Origin of the sequence: Ruegeria sp. HKCCD7255 (genome assembly GCF_013031565.1) — a bacterium.
In the GTDB taxonomy this organism is placed as follows: domain Bacteria; phylum Pseudomonadota; class Alphaproteobacteria; order Rhodobacterales; family Rhodobacteraceae; genus Ruegeria.
Map to the genome: position 1 here is coordinate 146,347 of NZ_WQAG01000004.1, position 18,399 is coordinate 164,745.

The 18,399-nt window shown below is 60.2% G+C and carries 16 protein-coding genes; 3 read left to right on the forward strand and 13 right to left on the reverse strand.

What is annotated here, in order from left to right:
• The 8 genes from ileS to GOX45_RS10075 form a co-directional block, all read right to left on the reverse strand.
• Positions 1 to 2,913 carry an isoleucine--tRNA ligase gene (gene ileS, locus GOX45_RS10040; RefSeq protein ID WP_171100448.1) on the reverse strand — a complete coding sequence of 971 codons (2,913 nt, stop codon included), beginning with the start codon at positions 2,911 to 2,913 and terminating at the stop codon, positions 1 to 3.
• Between the two features lie 164 nt (positions 2,914 to 3,077).
• Complete coding sequence (locus GOX45_RS10045; protein ID WP_171100450.1) at positions 3,078 to 5,777, reverse strand: DUF2339 domain-containing protein; 2,700 nt, start codon at positions 5,775 to 5,777, stop codon at positions 3,078 to 3,080.
• A 95-nt stretch (positions 5,778 to 5,872) separates the two neighbouring features.
• Positions 5,873 to 6,352 carry a DUF2269 domain-containing protein gene (locus tag GOX45_RS10050; protein ID WP_171100452.1) on the reverse strand — a complete coding sequence of 160 codons (480 nt, stop codon included), beginning with the start codon at positions 6,350 to 6,352 and terminating at the stop codon, positions 5,873 to 5,875.
• On the reverse strand, positions 6,352 to 7,668 hold the full coding sequence (locus GOX45_RS10055) for an SDR family oxidoreductase (RefSeq protein ID WP_171100454.1): 1,317 nt from the start codon (positions 7,666 to 7,668) through the stop codon (positions 6,352 to 6,354). Before GOX45_RS10055 ends, GOX45_RS10050 begins: the two co-directional genes overlap by 1 nt.
• 70 nt (positions 7,669 to 7,738) lie before the next feature.
• Complete coding sequence (locus tag GOX45_RS10060) at positions 7,739 to 8,449, reverse strand: VIT1/CCC1 transporter family protein (RefSeq protein ID WP_171100456.1); 711 nt, start codon at positions 8,447 to 8,449, stop codon at positions 7,739 to 7,741.
• Between the two features lie 54 nt (positions 8,450 to 8,503).
• Positions 8,504 to 9,493 carry a YcjF family protein gene (locus tag GOX45_RS10065; RefSeq protein WP_171100459.1) on the reverse strand — a complete coding sequence of 330 codons (990 nt, stop codon included), beginning with the start codon at positions 9,491 to 9,493 and terminating at the stop codon, positions 8,504 to 8,506.
• Positions 9,486 to 9,941, reverse strand: coding sequence for a GNAT family N-acetyltransferase (locus GOX45_RS10070; protein WP_171100461.1), 456 nt, complete (start codon positions 9,939 to 9,941; stop codon positions 9,486 to 9,488). Before GOX45_RS10070 ends, GOX45_RS10065 begins: the two co-directional genes overlap by 8 nt.
• Positions 9,938 to 11,353, reverse strand: a complete 1,416-nt coding sequence (locus GOX45_RS10075; RefSeq protein ID WP_171100463.1) for a YcjX family protein — start codon at positions 11,351 to 11,353, stop codon at positions 9,938 to 9,940. Before GOX45_RS10075 ends, GOX45_RS10070 begins: the two co-directional genes overlap by 4 nt.
• Positions 11,354 to 11,461: 108 nt before the next feature.
• On the opposite strand from GOX45_RS10075, the gene truA reads away from it, so the two are divergent.
• Positions 11,462 to 12,229: a tRNA pseudouridine(38-40) synthase TruA gene (truA, locus tag GOX45_RS10080; protein WP_171100466.1), complete on the forward strand. Its 768-nt coding sequence runs from the start codon at positions 11,462 to 11,464 to the stop codon at positions 12,227 to 12,229.
• Position 12,230: 1 nt separating this feature from the next.
• On the opposite strand, the gene GOX45_RS10085 is transcribed toward truA, so the two are convergent.
• Genes GOX45_RS10085 through GOX45_RS10100 form a run of 4 tightly spaced genes read right to left on the reverse strand, consistent with a single transcriptional unit; the run spans position 12,231 to position 15,916 of the window.
• Complete coding sequence (locus GOX45_RS10085) at positions 12,231 to 13,160, reverse strand: nickel/cobalt transporter (RefSeq protein ID WP_171100468.1); 930 nt, start codon at positions 13,158 to 13,160, stop codon at positions 12,231 to 12,233.
• A complete protein-coding gene (locus GOX45_RS10090; RefSeq protein WP_254430589.1) occupies positions 13,145 to 13,837 on the reverse strand; it encodes a DUF1007 family protein in 693 nt (230 codons plus the stop codon). The genes GOX45_RS10085 and GOX45_RS10090 overlap by 16 nt, the downstream gene beginning before the upstream one ends.
• Positions 13,838 to 13,864: 27 nt before the next feature.
• Positions 13,865 to 14,674, reverse strand: coding sequence for a thioesterase family protein (locus tag GOX45_RS10095; protein WP_171100470.1), 810 nt, complete (start codon positions 14,672 to 14,674; stop codon positions 13,865 to 13,867).
• 6 nt (positions 14,675 to 14,680) lie between these two features.
• Positions 14,681 to 15,916, reverse strand: a complete 1,236-nt coding sequence (locus tag GOX45_RS10100) for an acyl-CoA dehydrogenase family protein (RefSeq protein ID WP_171100472.1) — start codon at positions 15,914 to 15,916, stop codon at positions 14,681 to 14,683.
• A gap of 126 nt (positions 15,917 to 16,042) precedes the next feature.
• Between GOX45_RS10100 and GOX45_RS10105 the strand changes: the two genes are divergently transcribed.
• Positions 16,043 to 16,978 (forward strand): glyoxylate/hydroxypyruvate reductase A, encoded by a 936-nt coding sequence (locus tag GOX45_RS10105; RefSeq protein ID WP_171100474.1) that lies wholly within the window; start codon positions 16,043 to 16,045, stop codon positions 16,976 to 16,978.
• A 10-nt stretch (positions 16,979 to 16,988) separates the two neighbouring features.
• Here GOX45_RS10105 and GOX45_RS10110 read toward each other — a convergent pair whose 3' ends face one another.
• Positions 16,989 to 17,333, reverse strand: coding sequence for a hypothetical protein (locus GOX45_RS10110; RefSeq protein WP_171100476.1), 345 nt, complete (start codon positions 17,331 to 17,333; stop codon positions 16,989 to 16,991).
• A gap of 163 nt (positions 17,334 to 17,496) precedes the next feature.
• Here GOX45_RS10110 and GOX45_RS10115 point away from each other — a divergent pair, with 163 nt between their 5' ends.
• A complete protein-coding gene (locus tag GOX45_RS10115) occupies positions 17,497 to 18,327 on the forward strand; it encodes a bifunctional allantoicase/(S)-ureidoglycine aminohydrolase (RefSeq protein ID WP_171100478.1) in 831 nt (276 codons plus the stop codon).
• Positions 18,328 to 18,399: the final 72 nt, after the last annotated feature.

Sequence of the window (18,399 nt, forward strand, 5' to 3'; positions counted from 1 at the left end):
TTAGCTCAATGCGTCATTGCAACGGCCACAGACGCCAGGGTTCGCGTGCAGCCCAACATCCGGCAGGATCTTCCAGCAGCGCTGGCACTTTGCGCCTTCAGCCTTTTCAAAGACCACACCGACACCTTCGATCTCGGGTACGCGGAACGCTTCGGCCGGGGCCGGGTCGCCCGACACGGTCAGGCCCGAAGTGATGCACAGATCATCCACATCAAACGTGGCCAGAAGATCACGCGTCTCGCCATCCTCGACATGCACAATCGGCGCGGCCTCAAGGCTGGATCCGATCACTTTGTCCTGACGCTGCACCTCCAGCGCGGCGGTGACCGCCCGGCGCACGCGGCGCACCTTGGCGACGGCCTGTTCCAGTTCCGCATGACGCCAATCGCCTGGCGTTTCCGGGAAATCCATCAGATGCACCGAGCTATCATCGCCCGGGAACCGCTCCAGCCATACCTCTTCCATCGTGAAGACCAGAACCGGCGCCAGCCAAGTGGTCAGACGGTGGAACAGGATGTCCAGCACGGTACGCGCCGCGCGGCGACGCAGGCTGTCACCGTCGCAATACAGAGCATCCTTGCGCACGTCGAAATAGAACGAGGACAGATCTACCGTGGCAAAGGTAAAGACCGCACTGAACACACCCTGGAAGTCAAACGCGGCATAGCCCTTGCGTACCTGCTCATCCAGCTCGGCCAGACGGCTCAGCACCCAGCGTTCCAGGCGGGGCATCTCTGCAGGCTCCACCCGATCGGCCTCCGAGAAATCGGCCAGCGAGCCCAGCATGAACCGCATCGTGTTGCGCAACCGGCGATAGCTGTCGGCGGTGCCTTTCAGGATCTCCGGCCCAATCCGCTGATCGGCGGTGTAATCCGTCTGTGCCACCCACAGGCGCAGGATATCAGCGCCGTATTGCTTGATGACCTCTTCCGGCACGATGGTGTTGCCCAACGACTTGGACATCTTGTTGCCCTTGGCATCCAGCGTGAACCCGTGCGTCACCACGTTACGATACGGCGCACGGCCCTTGGTGCCGCAGGCCTGCAGCATGGACGAATGGAACCATCCGCGATGCTGGTCGGTACCTTCCATGTAGACGTCAGCGATGCCGTCCTCCGTCCCGTCCTCGCGATCTCGCAACACGAAGGCATGGGTCGAGCCTGAGTCGAACCACACGTCCAGCACGTCAAACACCTGGTCGTAGTCTTCGGGGTTGGCGATGCCGTCCAGCACCTGTTTCTTAAACCCGTCCGTGTACCAGATATCCGCGCCGTTTTCCTCGAACGCCGCTTTGATCCGGGCGTTAAGCTCGTCGTTGCGCAACAGGTAGTCCGCGTCGGTGGGCAAAGCGCCTTTCTTGGTGAAGCATGTCAGCGGCACGCCCCAGGCACGCTGGCGCGACAGAACCCAATCCGGGCGCGCTTCGATCATGGAATACAGACGGTTGCGGCCGGTCTGCGGCGTCCATTTCACCAGCTCATCGATGGACCGCAGGGCGCGTTCGCGGATGGTATCGCCCATCTCACCCATGCCGTCATCCAGCTTGCGGTCGACGGACGCAAACCACTGCGGCGTGTTGCGATAGATGATCGGAGCCTTCGAGCGCCACGAATGCGGATAGCTGTGCTTGATCTTACCGCGCGCCAGCAAACCGCCAACCTCGACCAGCTTGTCGATCACCGCCTTGTTGGCATCGCCCTCACCGCCCTTGCGGGACAGGATGTATTTGCCACCAAAAAACGGCAGGTCAGCGCGGAACGAACCGTCATCCATCACGTTATAGGTGATGACCTGTTCCAGCATCCCCAGATCACGATAGAGCTCAAATTCCTCCATCCCGTGCGAGGGTGCACAGTGGACAAAGCCGGTGCCTTCGGTGTCGGTCACGAAGTCAGCCGCACGGAAATCGCGGATGTCGTCCCATTCGCCATTGCCCCCTTCGGCCCCGGCCAACGGGTGGGTCAGTTGGACGCCTTCCAACTCATCGGTGGTCACGTCACGAACGCGGCTCCACTGCTCATCGCTCAGGCGCGCGCGGCCCAGCACATCTGCGGCCAGATTGTCGGCCAGCAGGAACTTGTCGCCCACATTGGCCCAGCATTCATCGGGTGTGCCAGTGACTTCGTAGAGGCCATAGGAGATATTCTTGCCAAAAACGACGGCCTTGTTCGACGGCATGGTCCACGGAGTCGTTGTCCAGATCACCACATAGGCGTCATCCAGATCGCCCGCATTCACAACCCTAAACTTCACCCAGATGGTGAAGCTTTCCTTGTCGTGATACTCGACCTCGGCCTCGGCCAGTGCGGTTTTCTCGACCGGCGACCACATCACAGGCTTCGAGCCCTGATAAAGCGTGCCGTTCATCAGGAACTTCATGAACTCATCCGCGATCACCGCCTCGGCGTGATAGTCCATGGTGATATAGGGATCGGGCCAGTTGCCGGTGATGCCAAGACGTTTGAACTCTTCGCGCTGGATGTCGATCCACCCTTCGGCGAATTTGCGGCATTCCTGACGGAAGTCGACGATATCCACCTCGTCCTTGTTCTTGCCCTTCTTGCGGTACTGCTCTTCGATCTTCCATTCGATCGGCAGGCCGTGGCAGTCCCAACCCGGCACATAGCGTGAATCGTAGCCCATCATCTGATGCGACCGCACAATCATGTCCTTGATCGTCTTGTTCAGCGCGTGGCCGATATGCAGGTGCCCGTTGGCATAGGGCGGGCCGTCATGCAGGGTAAAAGGCGTGCGATTTTCTTTTTCACGCAGGCGGTCATAGACACCGATTTTTTCCCACCGTTCCAGCCATGCAGGCTCGCGCTTGGGCAGGCCTGCGCGCATCGGAAAGTCGGTTTTGGGCAGGTTCAGCGTGTCTTTGTAATCAGGTGTTTGGGTCGTTTCGGCGCACATTTGGGGCGTCCTCAGGAAGTTCGGGTCGTGTTTGGATCGAAGCGGTCAGTGCGATAACTCAAGCACCTTTGCCCGGCGTCTCGCGATTTCAGAGCGCCGGGGATATAATTCGAATAATGATGGCCAAACGGTCAAACATGGCCGCGCTTATAGGACGCCCTCGTCTAATCGTCCAGAGGTTCTGCGCCTTGCGACGAATGGCGCAGTTTGGCCCAGCGGTTGAGCCAAGCAAGCCCGGCCAAAGCAAGCCCAAGTACCAGGAGTGAGAACACCCGGATCAGCCCGCCAAGGCCAGCGATATCAATCAAAAACACCTTGGCAACCGCCAGCCCGATCACCGCCAGACCGGCCTTGCGCATCAGATCCGATCCGCGTGCCAGAGACTGATAGAACAGCCCTGCCCCAACCAGCAGCAGCGCCATGGTATAGGTGTAAAGCTCGGGCTGGCTGACACCATTGCCGTCGAACATGCCGCCCGCACCCTGCCAAAAATGTCGAATGGTCATGCCCAGCCAGACCACCAACAAAAGTGCAGCGGCGGCATATCCCAATTGTCTAAGCCGAACCGGAACGTCTGTTAACCGCCAGAGGGACAGCAGAGTGATCAGCGCAGGCAGCAAGTAGGCCACGGCCAATGTGTTAACGATTCCGGGACCCAGCACCGGGTCGGCAAATTCGGTCAGAACCGGATTCTCGGGCCCAAGAGCCTGACCCAGCCGGATCAGTGCGTGCGCGGCAAAGAACCCGGCCAGCGCATAGCGCGCATAGGTCAGCTTGCCGCCCAGTGAAAAGCGCTGCACCTGCGCAAAGGCCAGCAACAGCCAGATCGACGCAAGCAGTCCAAGACCCCAATGACTGTTTTCCGCCCCGCCCTCGCCCAAGCTTTCCAGCCAGCGCAGCAACAGCAAAGACAGCAATATGCCCGCATTGGCCCAAGCCGCACTTTCCAACAGCAGAACGGCTGTGGGGCGCGGCATCGGCCTGAGAACCCACCAACCGGCAGCAAAGCCCAGCGTTGCTGCGCCATAGGCAAAGATCACCTCGGGCAGCGGCGCGGTCTCGGCCCATTCCAAACCGGGGTTCAGGATCAAGCGGACAGTCACAGTGAAAACGCCCACCCAGACAAACCAGCTGAGTTGAGGCAAGACGAACCTGCGATCCAAAACCGCTGCGACCAGCACCATGACAACCAACGCCACTGTCAACGCAGCCGAACTGAGCACGATCACGCACGCAAAGCTGAGGCAGGACAAGGCCGACATGGTTGCCAAGGCCGGGCGCAAGCGATACCCTGTATCGACACGGGCAAACCGTTCAGCCAGCAGGACCATCACCGCGCCAAGGGCCACCGCGTGCAAGGCCCAGGGATATGCCCCGATCACACTGGCTGGTTGCCACCCGACCTCTAGTGCTATGGCCATAAGGGGCGCGAGGGTGACGGCACCGGCAGCCCAAGCCGCCGCATAGCGCCCGCCGCGAAACGAGCGCCACGCTGCTGCAAGCGAAAGGGCTGCACCAAGGACCACCAGGATGGACACCGTCAGCGGTGCGTCAGCCTCGGGCGTTTCTGCGTAGGTTGCGGCAAACGACTGCGCGACCACCCCGCCGTCAAACCCGTGCAGCAGGACGAACCAGATCAGTCCCAAACCGGGAAAAACAGTCATATCCTGCAACGCGGGCGCATCGCTGGCCCACAGGATCAGGGCAAGGATCAAAGCCGCAAACAACCCGACCGACAACCAGAACTCACTGCTGGTATCCGCCCAATGTATCGAAAGGATTACCGAACTGAGAAGCACAGCTCCAAAGGCCAGACGGGTGGGAAACTCGGGCCAGGGCGCGCCCTTTTTGCGACGGATGATCTCGGCAATCATTGGTCCGTCATGGTTTGGAACCAGCCTGCGCACCGGGATCGCAATGGCCATCAAAGCCAGTGCCGTCACGCTGATCAGGTAACCCGGTTCGGTTATAGGCGAAAACAGAACCAGCAGAAAGCACGCCCCATACGCGCCAACCAGTGTCAGAACCGAGATCCACGCCCAGCGCCGTACGGTATCGATGCCAAGGCCAAGCGCCGCGATCAGCAGGAAATAGCCGTAAAGCCAGGTGGGATCTTCGGAGGCGCCGCCAACAACAAAGGGCGCAGCAAACGCGCCGATCAAGCCAACAGCGGCCAGCAATGGCCCGTGAAACCAACCCAGCACAAGCCCGACAATCGCAATCGCAACCATCCCGGCCAAAGCCGCTTCGGGGCCGATCAGATCATAGAGCTGTCGCGCCGCCAGAACCGCACCAAACAGGGTCACCAGCCCCGCGCCCGAAAAGACCGACGGCAAGTAGGCGGTTGCGGAGTCTTCGTCATCTCCGAACCTGCGGCGCACGACCTCCCCACCCAGGATCAGAGCAGCCCCAAAGGCCAAAGCGGCAAACACACGTGCAGCGGGTGGCAACAGCCCGTTTTCGACGCCGTATTGGACTAGGAAGATACCAGCCAAAGCAAGTGACAGCGCAGAGACGGCATAAAACCAATTCTCGCGCAGCCACGCGAAAAGCGCTGCAAACCGGTCCTCACGCATCACAATCGCTGCAGGCGGAGAGCTTGGCTGGGTTTCGCGCGACGGTTTAGGCGGCGGCTTTGTCGGTGCCCAGGGGCCTTTTACCTTGGCTTCAACCGGCGGCGGCGTGTCAGCCGCTTGCGCTGGTTTTTCTGGTTCTGGCTTGGGCGCAGGTCCGCTTTGATCTGCCAACCTCTGTTCCAACTGTTCGACGCGCTTGCGCAGCCGAACGTGTCCGATCAGCAAGACAACAACGCCAACGGGAATCGCCAGCACAATCAGGCCAAGCAGGACGAGAAGAGACTCCAAAAAAACGCTCCGACAGTTTGGCTTAGGCTAACCTGCCGGGACTCCGGGCAACAGTCTGGATTTCAGCCGATTTTTCAAATGACGCAAGCGTCACCCTAAAACAACGCAAGACTTGGTCGCGCCAGCATCAACCAGATTATACCCAGCACTGCAAAAAAGGCGGGAAAGCCACAAGCGAACCAAATGCGAAACAGTCTGAAATACTCCGGTGGCAGATCCGTTCTGTGCGCCACCGCCATGCCTGCCAAATTGCGCAGTTTCAGTTGAATCCACACAACCGGCAGCCAAAACAGGCCGGTCACGACATAGAGGAGTAGCGAGAGCACGATCCAACCTTCGCTGAAAGACCAGCCCAAGCGCCAGGCCAGCAACGCTCCGGTAATGGGTTGCACGATCACCGCAGTGGTCGTGAAGAGCAGATCGGCCAGGACAACGACGCCCGCTGTATGCGCGACGATGCGCGGGTCGCCGCTGCGATGCGCCATCAGCATGAAAAAGGCGATCCCGGCCCCGGTGCCCAGCAAGACGCAAGCGCCGATCACGTGGAGCCAGCGCAGGTTCAGATCCGGGTCCATCAGCGGGTTTCGAGCATTTGTCGGGCCAAAAGAGGCAACAGCATCGCGGGCAGGATTTTGACCAAGGGTCCCAATGGATCCAGCCAAAGGCCAGGCGTCACAGCAGTGGCCATCACCAGATACAGCAGCGCAACGCCAGCCTGTATCAAACAGACCCTTGCCGCCCAGGGACGCCACAGAAGGCAAAGGCCAAGCGCGAGATCAACAAGCGACCAGAACACAACGCTGCTGATGGCGGCCCATGTCGGCCAACCTGCATCGGTCAGTACGCTTGCGGCCGTTCCAAGCCCCAGCAGACCAAACAGCCCCGACAGCACCCAAAACAGGCTGAGCACGCCGATGACCAGTGGCAGCAGCAGTGACATGCGCGCGGCCAAGCGGTGTTCCCGGGCGCAGGTCAGATCGCCATAGATCTGCGGAAGCCCGGCCACCGACAGACCCGACGCGTCTCGGTACGGTCCCGGATCGCCGGTGACGCCATCTTGCATCACCGTCATCGCATTGCTGCGCAAAGGCGATCGCCATCCCAAATTGCCCAGCCCATCGGCACAGGCAGCAATAGCGCGCGTCAGGAAACTGGGCATCGGCAAAGTGAACCGCGCCGCAGGAAATCCAAGCCAGTTTCGGGTTTCCGTCACAACCTCGACCAAGGGCCGAGATTCACCTTCAACCAGATCATAGCTGCCCTGTGGCAGTCGCCCCTGAATCGCAAGCGATACTGCGGTGCAAAGGTCTGCCATTCCGACGCATTGTACCGGCGAATTCGGGTAGGCGACCGGCTGCACCACAGGGATCGCCGCCAGCATCCGCAGCAAAGCAGTACCGCCGTAATCGCTCTGCCCGATCACCAACCCTGGCTTCAGAATCCAAAGCGGTGCAGCACTGGCCATAAGCTCGGCATCGCCTGCGGCTTTGGTTCGCATGAAATCGGTCGAAGCTGTTTTCTCTGCCCCGATGGCCGAAATCTGGACAATTGCGATACCTTTTTGCGCACAAGCTTTTCCAAGTGCACCGATGGCCAGATGATGCACCGTCTCAAGGTCGTCCAGAGATCCGTCTTGCAGCGCACCTGCGCAATTCACCACAAAATCAATCCCGTCCAGATAGCCCTGCCAATCCGAGGTCGCACCAAAGCCACGCAGATCGCCTTGAACCAGCTCCACTCCGGGCAGGATGCGCGCGCCGGTTTCCATGTTGCGCACCATGCCTCGGACAAACGCGCCCTGTGCACGTAAAGATCGGGTCACGGCCGCGCCAATAAACCCATAGGCACCCAGCACCAAGATACGTTTCCCACGCAACAACTGTTCGGACATGGCCGTGTAACCTTATGTTTTTCGACCACATTAGTGAGTTTGCGCCTGGGCTCAAACCTTTTGGCAGGTTTTATGGATGAAACAGCGACCCGACCAGATAGGCGATCGCAGCTGCGGCGCCGCCAATCAGCAATGTCTCACCCCCCGATCGCCACCAAGGTGCCAGTGACCACCGACTTTTGAGCGCACCGATGGCGAAAAAAACCGCCATCGTCATCCAGACCGACAGCGTAAAGGCGTCCGGCCAAGACATCACGAACGGCAGCAGAGGGATCATCCCGGCGACCAAAAAGGCGAGAAAGGTCGCAACGGCTGCTTTCATCGGGTGCGGGTCGACGCTGCCCAACCCGTATTCACCTTCGATCATCAGGTTGATCCAATTGTCTTGATCAGCGGTCACAGCATCGGTCGCGTCTTCCAGCACGCGTCCGGCAAGCCCTTTCTGCGCCAAAATCTCGCGCGCCTCTGCCCGTTCGCCATCAGGGTACAAGCTGATATGGCGCTGTTCGATCGCGCGGATGCGACGGATGTTGTCCAACTCGGCCTTGGTTCCGGAATAGTTGCCCGCCGCCATCGAGAACCCATCCGCCAGAACATTTGCCAGCCCGAGGGCCACGATCACGAAAGGCGACAAGCCCGCGCCCGCCACGCCTGCGACAATGGCAAAGGTGGTCACGGACCCGTCGATGCCACCATAAACCACATCGCGCAACACGCCGCGCCCGGGTGGCGCGTTGATCCGCGCGACAATTTCTTGCTGACTGTGGCCGTGATCGGTCATGGCTGGCTCCGCCTTCATTCTGCGGAAACCGGCGCACCAGCGCTTTGCGACAGATCAAGTCTTGTTGAACACCCCGCTCAGCGCGCGTTTGATCACACCACGGGTCGAGGGCTTGTGACGGTCCGAAAATGGCAAAGGCCGACACACCTCCATCGCGGCAACCCCAACTCTTGCAGTCAACGCCCCATTCACCAGACCTTCGCCAAAACGTCGTGATAATTTGCTGAGGACCGAGCTGCCCAGAATGGGCTCAAGCAGGTCATCGCCAACAGCCACGGCCCCGGTTGCCACCAGATGCACGAACACAGCGCGGGTCAGGCGCCAGCTGCCAAGAAACCCCGCGCGCCCGCCATAGATCTCGGCGATGCGGCGGATCATCCGTAACGAACTTGCAAGCGCAGTGGCCACATCCGCCAGTGCCAGAGGAACCAGAGCCGTCACCGTCGCCACCTGACGCGCTGCCGCCTCGACTTCGCGACTGGCGGCGGTATCAAGCGAGGCTAGCAATTCGTCCTCGGCCAGGCCCAAAAGGCCGGACACGTCGAACTGATCGTCCATGCGCTCGGTCAGGCGATCATGGCCCCATCGCGTCTCGTCCCGGCCTGCGTAGAAGGCCAGCAAGCGGGTGGTGACAGCACGCGCTTGTGCCAGATCCTCTTCGGCCAATGCAGTGTCTGCCGCGCGGCGCATCCCATCGACCCGTGACAGACGGCCAATGGCGGCCAGTTCGCGGATCACAATGATCAACACGACACACAGCAAGGCGATGATCAGGCCAGAGACAATCGTACCCAGCACAGGTGACCGGTCCAAAAGCGATTGCGCAAAATCCCACGCAGCGACCGAGACGACAGCGCCCACAACCGACACCGCAAGCCCCCAGAACCATTTGGACAAGGCCGAAGGTTTGCGCCCAGCCAGCCGCGCGGCCCCCTGCATCGCATGCTCCTGAGGCTGGGCGATATCGGGCACAGGCGGTGCCTGAGCGACATCCGTTTCGGGAGTGTCGTCATCCAGATCGAAAAGTACTGGGCCTTTAGCCATCTGTGGCCTCCCGACGGGTCCAGCCGAGTTTAATGTCGGGCAGGTTCTCTTCATTGCCCGACCCTTCGCCACGCTCCAGCTCGACAAAACCGTTGCGTTCATAGAACCGGCGCGCGCCCTGATTGGCTTGAAAGGTGTAAAGGCTCAACCGCGGGCTTTCAGACTTGGCGTCATCCAACAGCCGCTGCCCGAGCCCCTGCCCGCAAGACGCCCGGCACAGATAAAGCGCGTGCACCTCTGCGCCGTTGCGCGCCAGAAAGCCCACCACGCCCTGTTCGGTCTCGACCACCGTGACCCAGCCTCGGTCAATCATCTGACCGCAAAAGGCAATGGCCTCGGCCCCGCTGTGCAGCTTAGGCATCCAGTCCGTTTCGGTGGCAAACCGGTGCAGGATATCACCCGTGGCCCCCGCATCCGTGCTGCGGGCCGGGCGCAAGAGGACAGTCACAAGCGGTCTCCGATCAGAAACTGAGCCGCCCGATCCAAGCGGATATGCGGTGGACCATCGCCTGGACGCAGGCTGAGGGCGGCGGGTGCGAACGACATGAATCCATAGTCGGCATCCAGCCAGCTTTGCGCGCCGTCCCGCGCCGGGGCCAGCAGATGGGCCGGATCTTCGGGCAAAGCGCCGGGATAAAACGCCGCCTGCTTTCCGGTCTCGGCCAACCGGCCGCGCACGCATGGCAATTCGGTTCCGTTATGGGCCCGCATCTCTTCGGTTGTGGCACGTAGCGAGGCCAGCGACAGCGCTGCCGTCTCGGCCCCCGCAAATTTTGCACGATCCTGCGCGTCGCGGGTCAGCGCCTCCATGATCGCGGTCAGGCGCGGGTGTTGCAGATGGTGTAGATGATCCGCTTTGGTGGCCGCAAACAGAATGCGTTCGACCCGTTTGCCCAGCAAAAGCTGGGTCAACCACGCGTTTTTGCCGGGTCGGAAAGCTGACAGGATGTCCGCCATGGCGCGCCGCATATCCTCGACCGCTTGCGGGCCTTTATGGATCGCGCCCAGCGCATCCACCAAAACGACCTGACGGTCGATGCGGGAAAAGTGGTCGCGAAAGAAGGGTTTGACCACTTGCGCCTTATAGGCCTCGAACCGCCGCTCAAGCTCGCGATGCAGGGTGCGGCGACGCGCAGCGCCGTCGACGGGCAGCGGTGCAAATGTCAAAACCGGAGACCCCGCCAAATCGCCCGGCAGAAGGAACCGCCCGGGTGTGCAGTCGTAAAACCCCGCCTCGCGGGCGGCATTCAGATAGTCCGAGAATGCCGCAGCAAGGCCCTGTGCAACCGGCTCCTCATGCGCGCCTGCTGGATCAACCTGCTCCAATTGCGTCAGAAACCCCGCGGCCTCGGGGCGCGTCTTGATCCGTGCAAGCGTTTCCGTGGACCATTCGGCGTAGCTCTTATCAAGCAGTGCCAAATCCAGAAGCCATTCGCCGGGATAATCCACGATGTCCAGATGGATGGTCCGGGGCCCCTGCAACCCGGCCAATAGCCCCGCAGGTCGCGCCTTGAAGGACAGCCGCAACTCGGACACCGCACGCGTGCTTTCGGGCCAATGCGGTGACGGGCCGGTCAGCGCCGACAAATGCGCCTCATAGTCAAATCGCGGCACGGTGTCATCAGGCTGTGGCTGCAGATAGGCGGCGTTAATGCGCCCCTCTTGTTGGGCCACAAGTCCGGTCATGCGACCGCGGTCCAAAAGGTTTGCCACCAGTGACGAGATGAAAACCGTTTTGCCCGACCGCGCCAACCCGGTCACACCCAGCCGGATCACCGGCTCGAACAGCGCCTCGGACACCGTGTCGCCGATGGTTTCGACACCGCGTGCCAAATTGTCTGCCAGCGCTGAAATGACCAATCTGTCGCCCCGCAAAAATCCTTTCCCCCAAGATAGGTAGCACCCGCAGCACATGCCAGCGCTTTTCCCGCTCTTGCCCCTTTTGGCCGTGCGCGTTACCAGCAGCACATGCCCAGATACGCGTTGAAAGTCGAATACCAGGGGGAGCCGTTTGCCGGATGGCAACGGCAAAAGGACCAACCGTCGGTGCAGGGTGCGATTGAACGGGCCCTGTCGTGCATTCAAACCGGCGAACACACCATAGCAGCTGCCGGGAGGACGGACGCGGGCGTCCATGCGTTGGGGCAAGTGGCCCATTGCGATCTGGTCAAGGATTGGGACCCGTTCCGCCTGAATGAGGCGTTGAACTATCACCTCAAGCCTCAGCCGGTGGCCATCGTTGGCGCCGCGCGGGTCGCTGATGACTGGCACGCCCGGTTTTCAGCGCTTGAGCGTCAATATCTGTTCCGCATCCTGATGCGCCGCGCACCTGCGACCCATGACAGGGGTCAGGTTTGGCAGATTAACCACGAGCTTGATGTGACCGCTATGCAGGCCGGGGCGGATATGTTGCTGGGCCGTCATGATTTCACGACGTTTCGGTCATCAATATGTCAGGCAGCCAGCCCGGTCAAAACCCTGGACGAGCTGCGCGTCGAGCAGTTGCAAGGGTTTTCCGGCCCCGAGATCCATTTCCACGTGCGCGCCCGGTCCTTCCTGCACAATCAGGTGCGCAGCTTTGTCGGTACGCTGGAACGGGTTGGTGCTGGGGCCTGGTCACCGCAGGATGTGCGTGATGCGTTAGAGGCCAAAACCCGCACCGCCTGTGGGCCGGTTTGCCCGCCGCAGGGGTTGTATCTGGCGCGGGTTGGCTATCCTGAACCGGTGTTTGACTAACTCAGATCGCGCGCAGCAAAAGGCCGCTGGCAATTGCCGCGATGATCAGACCGGCAAGCAGTTCGATCGTGGGCGCAAGGATCGCCGCAAAACGCGTGGCCGAGGCTGAGGCCAACAACCCGCCCCGCAGGCCAAAGGATGTCCAGCCCACCAATGTGGTGACTGTCGCCGTGCCCAGCGCCATGGCAAAAGCGCCCGCGACGCCGACCATCGCGATCCCCATCTGCCAGGTCAGGATCAGAACGAACAAGGCGCCAGTACACGGTCGTACCGCAATCCCCGCAATCAGCGCCAGAGCTTCTCGCAGCGATCCCACATTTGCGACCTCTTCGGCTGTCGGGCCATGTTTGTGACCGCAGCTTGAACAGACCTCTCCGTCATGGTGATGATCATGGCTATGATCATGGTGATGGTGGCCCTGCGCCTTGCCACTTTGATGCTGTCGCGCAAAGCCACGAAGGGCACGAAACACCAACCACAACCCGATCAGAGCAATTGCGCCATAGCTGACAGGTGCCATGATGCGCTCGGTGGTGCCAACCAGCGTCTGTCGCGACATCTGGAACACCAACACTCCGGCATAGACCAGTACAACGGCTGTCACGGCTTGGCCCAGGCTGGATAATACGCTGATGGCCGACAGACGCCAAAAAGCCACTTGTCGACCCAGCCCGTAGCCTCCGATCAGAACCTTTCCGTGACCCGGTCCAATCGCATGGAAAAACCCGTAGGCGAAACAGACACCCAGCAGCGTGGCAACCGCCGCCGGTTGTTCCGCCTTCGCCGCCCGCAAAGACCGGGCGATCTGGTTCTGAAACGCCCTTTGTTCGCCCGCAGCCCAGGCCGCAAGGCTGTCAAACCCGCCGCTGCCCCAGAACCAGAGCAGAACTGCGCAGGCCAGAAAAACCGGAATAATCAGGTATCGGGACATGTCAGGCGGATCTCGGTTGCAAAATTCTCGCCCACCAGCGGAATGTCGTTTTCTTCCAGATCGTAATCGGCATCCAGGGTCAAAAGAAACGCCTGCATCTGCGCAAGCTGACCGTCGATATCGGGATCAATCCGTTCGATCATGCAGGCCGAGCCACCTTCTACGGTAACCGGCCGGGTCATGTCGTAATAGGTGTAATAGGTCTCATCAAACGCTTTGGCTGACAGGCCTGTGGCTGGTACACCACCGCCTTCCACAGCACGCAGATGCGTTGTGACAATACGCCCGTTTTCCGTTGTGGCTGTCGGCTCCATCGGACCGGACAACGGCACAACGACACCGTCGCGCGCGATAACGAGATCGCCATTATAGCCCTCGACCCACTGCGCATCGAAACCAGTCAGATACTCGGTTTCGGCTTGGGTCAGGATGCCATCCGCGTCATTGTCCAGACGAAAATCTTCGAGGATCAGCAACGAATAGAACTCATCATACGCCCAGGTCACCCGAACATGGGTCAGTTGACCGGTCTCATCAATGATCAGCTCGAGCCCGGTGTCGATGAATACATGCGGATGGGCCGCCGCCGACAGGGGCAAGCAAACCGCAATCAAGGCTTTGGTCCAGATACGCATGATACGAAGATAGAATGGTGCCCCCCAAGGGGCAATCAACATTCACCCATTCCTGCGAAAACCGGCCAATTACCGATGCGGTGGAAACAGCACCAGGGTTTGCAAAGCCGTCCCAACCGGCCCTTGTGTGTCATAGAGCACCGATTGCGACATGCCGATCCCCGAGCTTTGCCAATGCGAGACTGACTCGGAGGCGAGCCAGTCCGAGACAGGTTCGCGGTGGATATTCACCGTCAGATCCGTGTTCATGAATCCCATCTGGGTCGTCGGCGCGTTCCACGAAATACCGTTGCCGCAGTCTGCCAAAGGACAGAGCGCCTGAATCGGCGATTGGACCTCGCCTTCCAGCAGTTGCGGCGTGCGCATCCATATGGTCTTGGGCCCGGCCCCCTGGTTGCCACCTTTGGGATAGGCAATTTCAGAATGATGCGCAAAGCCCGTTAGATCGTGGCGCATTTCACCAATGGGGAACGGCCCGTCCACGATGGTCTCAAGCCGTGGTCCAACCTGTTCGACATTGGGAACATCACCAAGATCACGTCGGGTCAGATGCATGGTTGTGGCCGTCGCGCATAGCGTGTCGTCCAGATCATGCACAGTCACCCGCGTTGTGCCCAGCGTCTTGGTGTGCCGGGTTGTCTCGGCGGCGACGCGCAACCCGGCCAACGGCAAAGGCCGCAGCAAGTCGACCGTCAGCCGGGTCAGCATCTTGTCCGGGCCAATCTCGGTCTCGGCGGCCCGCACGATCAGGCCACTCACCGGCCCGGCATGGCAGTGATCTGCCGACCACGGCCCCCGCGCGGCATCATTGCCCACAAAAACCCCGTCATCGCGCAGGTGGAAATAGGCGTGCTGGTCCAAGTCGATGGGGGCAGACATAGGTGCTTAGACCTTTTCCTGAGTGTATTTCTTCAGTTCGGCTCGCGCCACCTGACGGCGATGGACCGCATCCGGCCCGTCAGCAAGGCGCAGGGTGCGCACATGGGTCCAGGCATTGGCCAGTGGCGTGTCTTGGCTGATGCCTTGTGCACCAAACATCTGCACCGCTTCGTCGATCACCTTCAGGGCCACCCGGGGCGCGATCACTTTGATCTGGCTGATCCAGGGGGCCGCCGCCCGGGCATCGCCCTGATCCATGTACCACGCCGCTTTCAGGCATAGCAGTCGGGCCATTTCGATCTCCATTCGGCATTCGGCGATAATGTCGTAATTGGCCCCCAACTGAGCCAGCTTCTTACCAAACGCCTCGCGCCGCAGCGACCGTTGGCACATCTGCTCAAGCGCGGCTTCGGCCTGTCCGATGGCACGCATGCAGTGATGGATGCGTCCGGGCCCAAGACGTCCCTGCGCGATCTCGAACCCCCGGCCTTCGCCCAGTAGCATGTTTTCGGCCGGGACGCGCACATCCGAAAACCGGATATGCATGTGACCATGGGGCGCGTCGTCATGGCCATAGACTTCCATCGGGCGCAGGATTTCGATGCCGGGGCTGTCTGCCGGGACCACGATCATCGATTGACGCTGGTGTTTGGGCAGGTCTTCACCACCGGTTTTGACCATCACGATGTAAACTTTACAGCGGGGATCACCGGCCCCGGACGACCACCATTTTTCACCGTTCAGGACGTAGCCTTCCCCATCGCGCACACAGGACATCGAGATGTTGGTGGCATCTGACGAGGCCACATCCGGCTCGGTCATCAAATAGGCCGAACGGATCTGCCCATCGAGCAGCGGTTCCAGCCACTCTTGCTTCATTTTTTCAGAGCCGTAGCGTTCGAACACTTCCATATTGCCGGTGTCTGGGGCCGAGCAGTTGAACACCTCGGCACCAAGCGGTGTCTTGCCCATCTCTTCGGCGAAATAGGCATATTCAACCGTTGTCAGCCCATAGCCCTTGTCACTGTCCGTCAGCCAGAAATTCCAAAGACCTGCCGCTTTGGCCTTGGCTTTGAGCCCCTCAAGGATTTCCGCCTGGCGTTCTGTATATTGCCAGCGGTCGCCCTTGCCGATTTCGTCGTGGTATTCCTGTTCCAGCGGCATGACCTCGTCTCGGATCAAATCGGCCACGCGTTGCAACAGAGCTTGATTCTCTTCACGCAGTCCAAATGTCATGGTCATGGCAAATCCTCCTTGGCCCCGGTGCATGGGCTTTACCTTTGGCCGAAGGATGGCTTAGCTGGCCGCAGGCGTCCAGTTGGGTGACGGAACGTCACTGTAGGAAATTCCAAAGTAAGGAACCGGCGAATGGCTCTGTTGATTGAAACCGGAATGACGGGATGGATTAGCAATGAGGACCTCGCCCGAGATATCGGAAAATCCGCCCCGGATCTGGACCTGCGCACACCCGAAAACCTGGGCAATCCCGCAGAGATCACGATGATGGCGGTTGCGAACCTGAATACGGATCGTATGCGTGGCCTGCCAAACCTGAAGCTGATCCAAAAGCTGGGCGCCGGGGTCGAAACAATTGTTCATAACCCCGCACTGCCTGACCACATTCGGGTCACCCGTCTAAAGCCTGACGCCCCAGCGCAGGGAATCGCCGAATGGTTTCTGGCCTATATCCTGCGCCACCAAAGGCACATGGCGTTTCATCAGGCCGCCCAAAGCCGGTCGGAATGGGTGTCAAAAGCCCCCGTATATTCGCCCGATACTGTCGTGGGCGTGCTGGGTCTGGGCCATATCGGCAGCCGTACCGCGACGATGTTGAACATGATCGGGTTTCAAGTGATGGGATGGAGCCGATCGCTAAAGCAGATCCAAGGCGTCACCTGCCTGCATGGTGCAGATGCGTTGCCGCAGCTCTTGAGCCAATGCGACCATATCTGCGCCATCCTGCCGTCCACTCCTGACACAACGGGCTTGTTCGATGCTCGGATGTTGGCGCAGATGAAACCTGGCAGCCAATTATTGAACGCAGGCCGAGGCGATTTGATCGACGAAGCGGCACTGATCGCCGCGCTGGACCAAGGTACTCCCGGCCACGCAGTGCTGGACGTCACCAGCAAAGAACCATTACCTGCCGATAGCCCCCTTTGGCAGCATCCCAGCGTTACGATCACGCCACATGTATCGGGCTGGTTCCTGGGCGACGCGCTGACCGATGTTATTGAGAACTTTCGCCGACTCACAGCGGGTACAGATCTGTTGCACGAGGTTGACCGCGCGCGCGGGTACTAGGCGCGCACCGTCAGGGCGACAAAATCCAGTTACCATTACCGTCGTTGCAGCGCCGCGTTCGGATCTCGCGCGCATTTTCACCGGCCGGTTCCACGAAATGTTGCAGAATGACGCAATTGTCTTGAACGGCCCCGATCCGGATCACGCCCTTGGACCCGGTCTCATCATTCACCCAAGAGCGTTCCTTGCCTGCCGAAGGCCCACTTGCCAAAAGTTCGTTCGAATTGGCGCTGACAACCTCGAAATCTGCCGGAGTCAGCCCCATCTCGGCGATGATCCGAGACAGCGGCTTGGCTTGCGCGGCACTTGTAGCCAGTACCATCGAAATAACGGCCAAAGTAATGCGGGTATTCATAGCGGCCCCTCCTGCTAAAACGTATTGAGATCAGCTTACAGCGCCCAATCGGCAGCGCCAAGACCACCTTCAAAATATCCCGAACAATCCTATCGCAACGCCAACTCTAGGCGCGTACGCAACTTCACCCCATAGTCACTGCAACACAGCTCCGAGGCAGCAGATGAAACACCCCAGCTATTATGCGCCACAGGGCGGGCACCCCGACCAGACGCAGCTCTTGACTGATCGCGCCATGTTTACCGAGGCTTATGCGGTCATCCCCAAAGGCACGATGCGTGACATCGTGACAAGCTGCCTGCCCTTCTGGACAGGCACACGCCTCTGGGTCCTGTCGCGCCCCCTCAGCGGGTTTGCAGAAACCTTTTCGCAATACATCATGGAGGTGCAACCGGGTGGCGGCAGCGACCGCCCCGAAACCGACCCAAAGGCTCAGGGCGTTCTGTTTGTTGTGGAAGGTGCGATTACCTTGACACTGGGTGGCGAAAGCCACGTGCTTGAGGAAGGCGGCTATGCCTATATCCCACCGGGCAGTGACTGGACGCTGCACAATCGCGCAGGCCCGGTCGCACGGTTTCACTGGATCCGCAAAGCTTACCAGCAGGTCCAAGGCCTGCCCCTGCCCGATCCGATCATCGCCAACGAACGCGAGATTGCCCCAACACCCATGCCCGGCACCGAAGGCCGCTGGGCCACAACACGGTTTGCCGACCCCGACGACATGCGCCACGACATGCATGTCAACATCGTCACCTTTGAACCCGGCGGCGTCATTCCTTTCGCTGAAACCCATGTCATGGAACACGGGCTGTATGTTTTGGAAGGCAAGGCAGTCTACCGGCTCAACCAGGATTGGGTCGAGGTCGAGGCTGGCGACTATATGTGGCTGCGCGCCTTCTGCCCGCAAGCCTGTTATGCCGGGGGGCCGGGGCGTTTTCGCTACCTGCTCTACAAAGATGTAAACCGGCACATGCCGCTGTCTTTGTCACGCTGAGGTGTTCCTTCGTATCGGGGCTTCACAGAACCGCCGCAATCTGATGAGATAAAAGAAATTCAAATACGGAGA

What these genes read in the sequence shown, in the direction of transcription:
- ileS (WP_171100448.1), bottom strand. Translation starts at nt 2,913, where the DNA reads ATGTGCGCCGAAACGACCCAAACACCTGATTACAAAGACACGCTGAAC.
- GOX45_RS10050 (WP_171100452.1), bottom strand. Translation starts at nt 6,352, where the DNA reads ATGGACCCGGATCTGAACCTGCGCTGGCTCCACGTGATCGGCGCTTGC.
- GOX45_RS10055 (WP_171100454.1), bottom strand. Translation starts at nt 7,668, where the DNA reads ATGTCCGAACAGTTGTTGCGTGGGAAACGTATCTTGGTGCTGGGTGCC.
- GOX45_RS10060 (WP_171100456.1), bottom strand. Translation starts at nt 8,449, where the DNA reads ATGACCGATCACGGCCACAGTCAGCAAGAAATTGTCGCGCGGATCAAC.
- GOX45_RS10065 (WP_171100459.1), bottom strand. Translation starts at nt 9,493, where the DNA reads ATGGCTAAAGGCCCAGTACTTTTCGATCTGGATGACGACACTCCCGAA.
- truA (WP_171100466.1), top strand. Translation starts at nt 11,462, where the DNA reads ATGCCCAGATACGCGTTGAAAGTCGAATACCAGGGGGAGCCGTTTGCC.
- GOX45_RS10085 (WP_171100468.1), bottom strand. Translation starts at nt 13,160, where the DNA reads ATGTCCCGATACCTGATTATTCCGGTTTTTCTGGCCTGCGCAGTTCTG.
- GOX45_RS10090 (WP_254430589.1), bottom strand. Translation starts at nt 13,837, where the DNA reads ATGTTGATTGCCCCTTGGGGGGCACCATTCTATCTTCGTATCATGCGT.
- GOX45_RS10095 (WP_171100470.1), bottom strand. Translation starts at nt 14,674, where the DNA reads ATGTCTGCCCCCATCGACTTGGACCAGCACGCCTATTTCCACCTGCGC.
- GOX45_RS10100 (WP_171100472.1), bottom strand. Translation starts at nt 15,916, where the DNA reads ATGACCATGACATTTGGACTGCGTGAAGAGAATCAAGCTCTGTTGCAA.
- GOX45_RS10105 (WP_171100474.1), top strand. Translation starts at nt 16,043, where the DNA reads ATGGCTCTGTTGATTGAAACCGGAATGACGGGATGGATTAGCAATGAG.
- GOX45_RS10110 (WP_171100476.1), bottom strand. Translation starts at nt 17,333, where the DNA reads ATGAATACCCGCATTACTTTGGCCGTTATTTCGATGGTACTGGCTACA.
- GOX45_RS10115 (WP_171100478.1), top strand. Translation starts at nt 17,497, where the DNA reads ATGAAACACCCCAGCTATTATGCGCCACAGGGCGGGCACCCCGACCAG.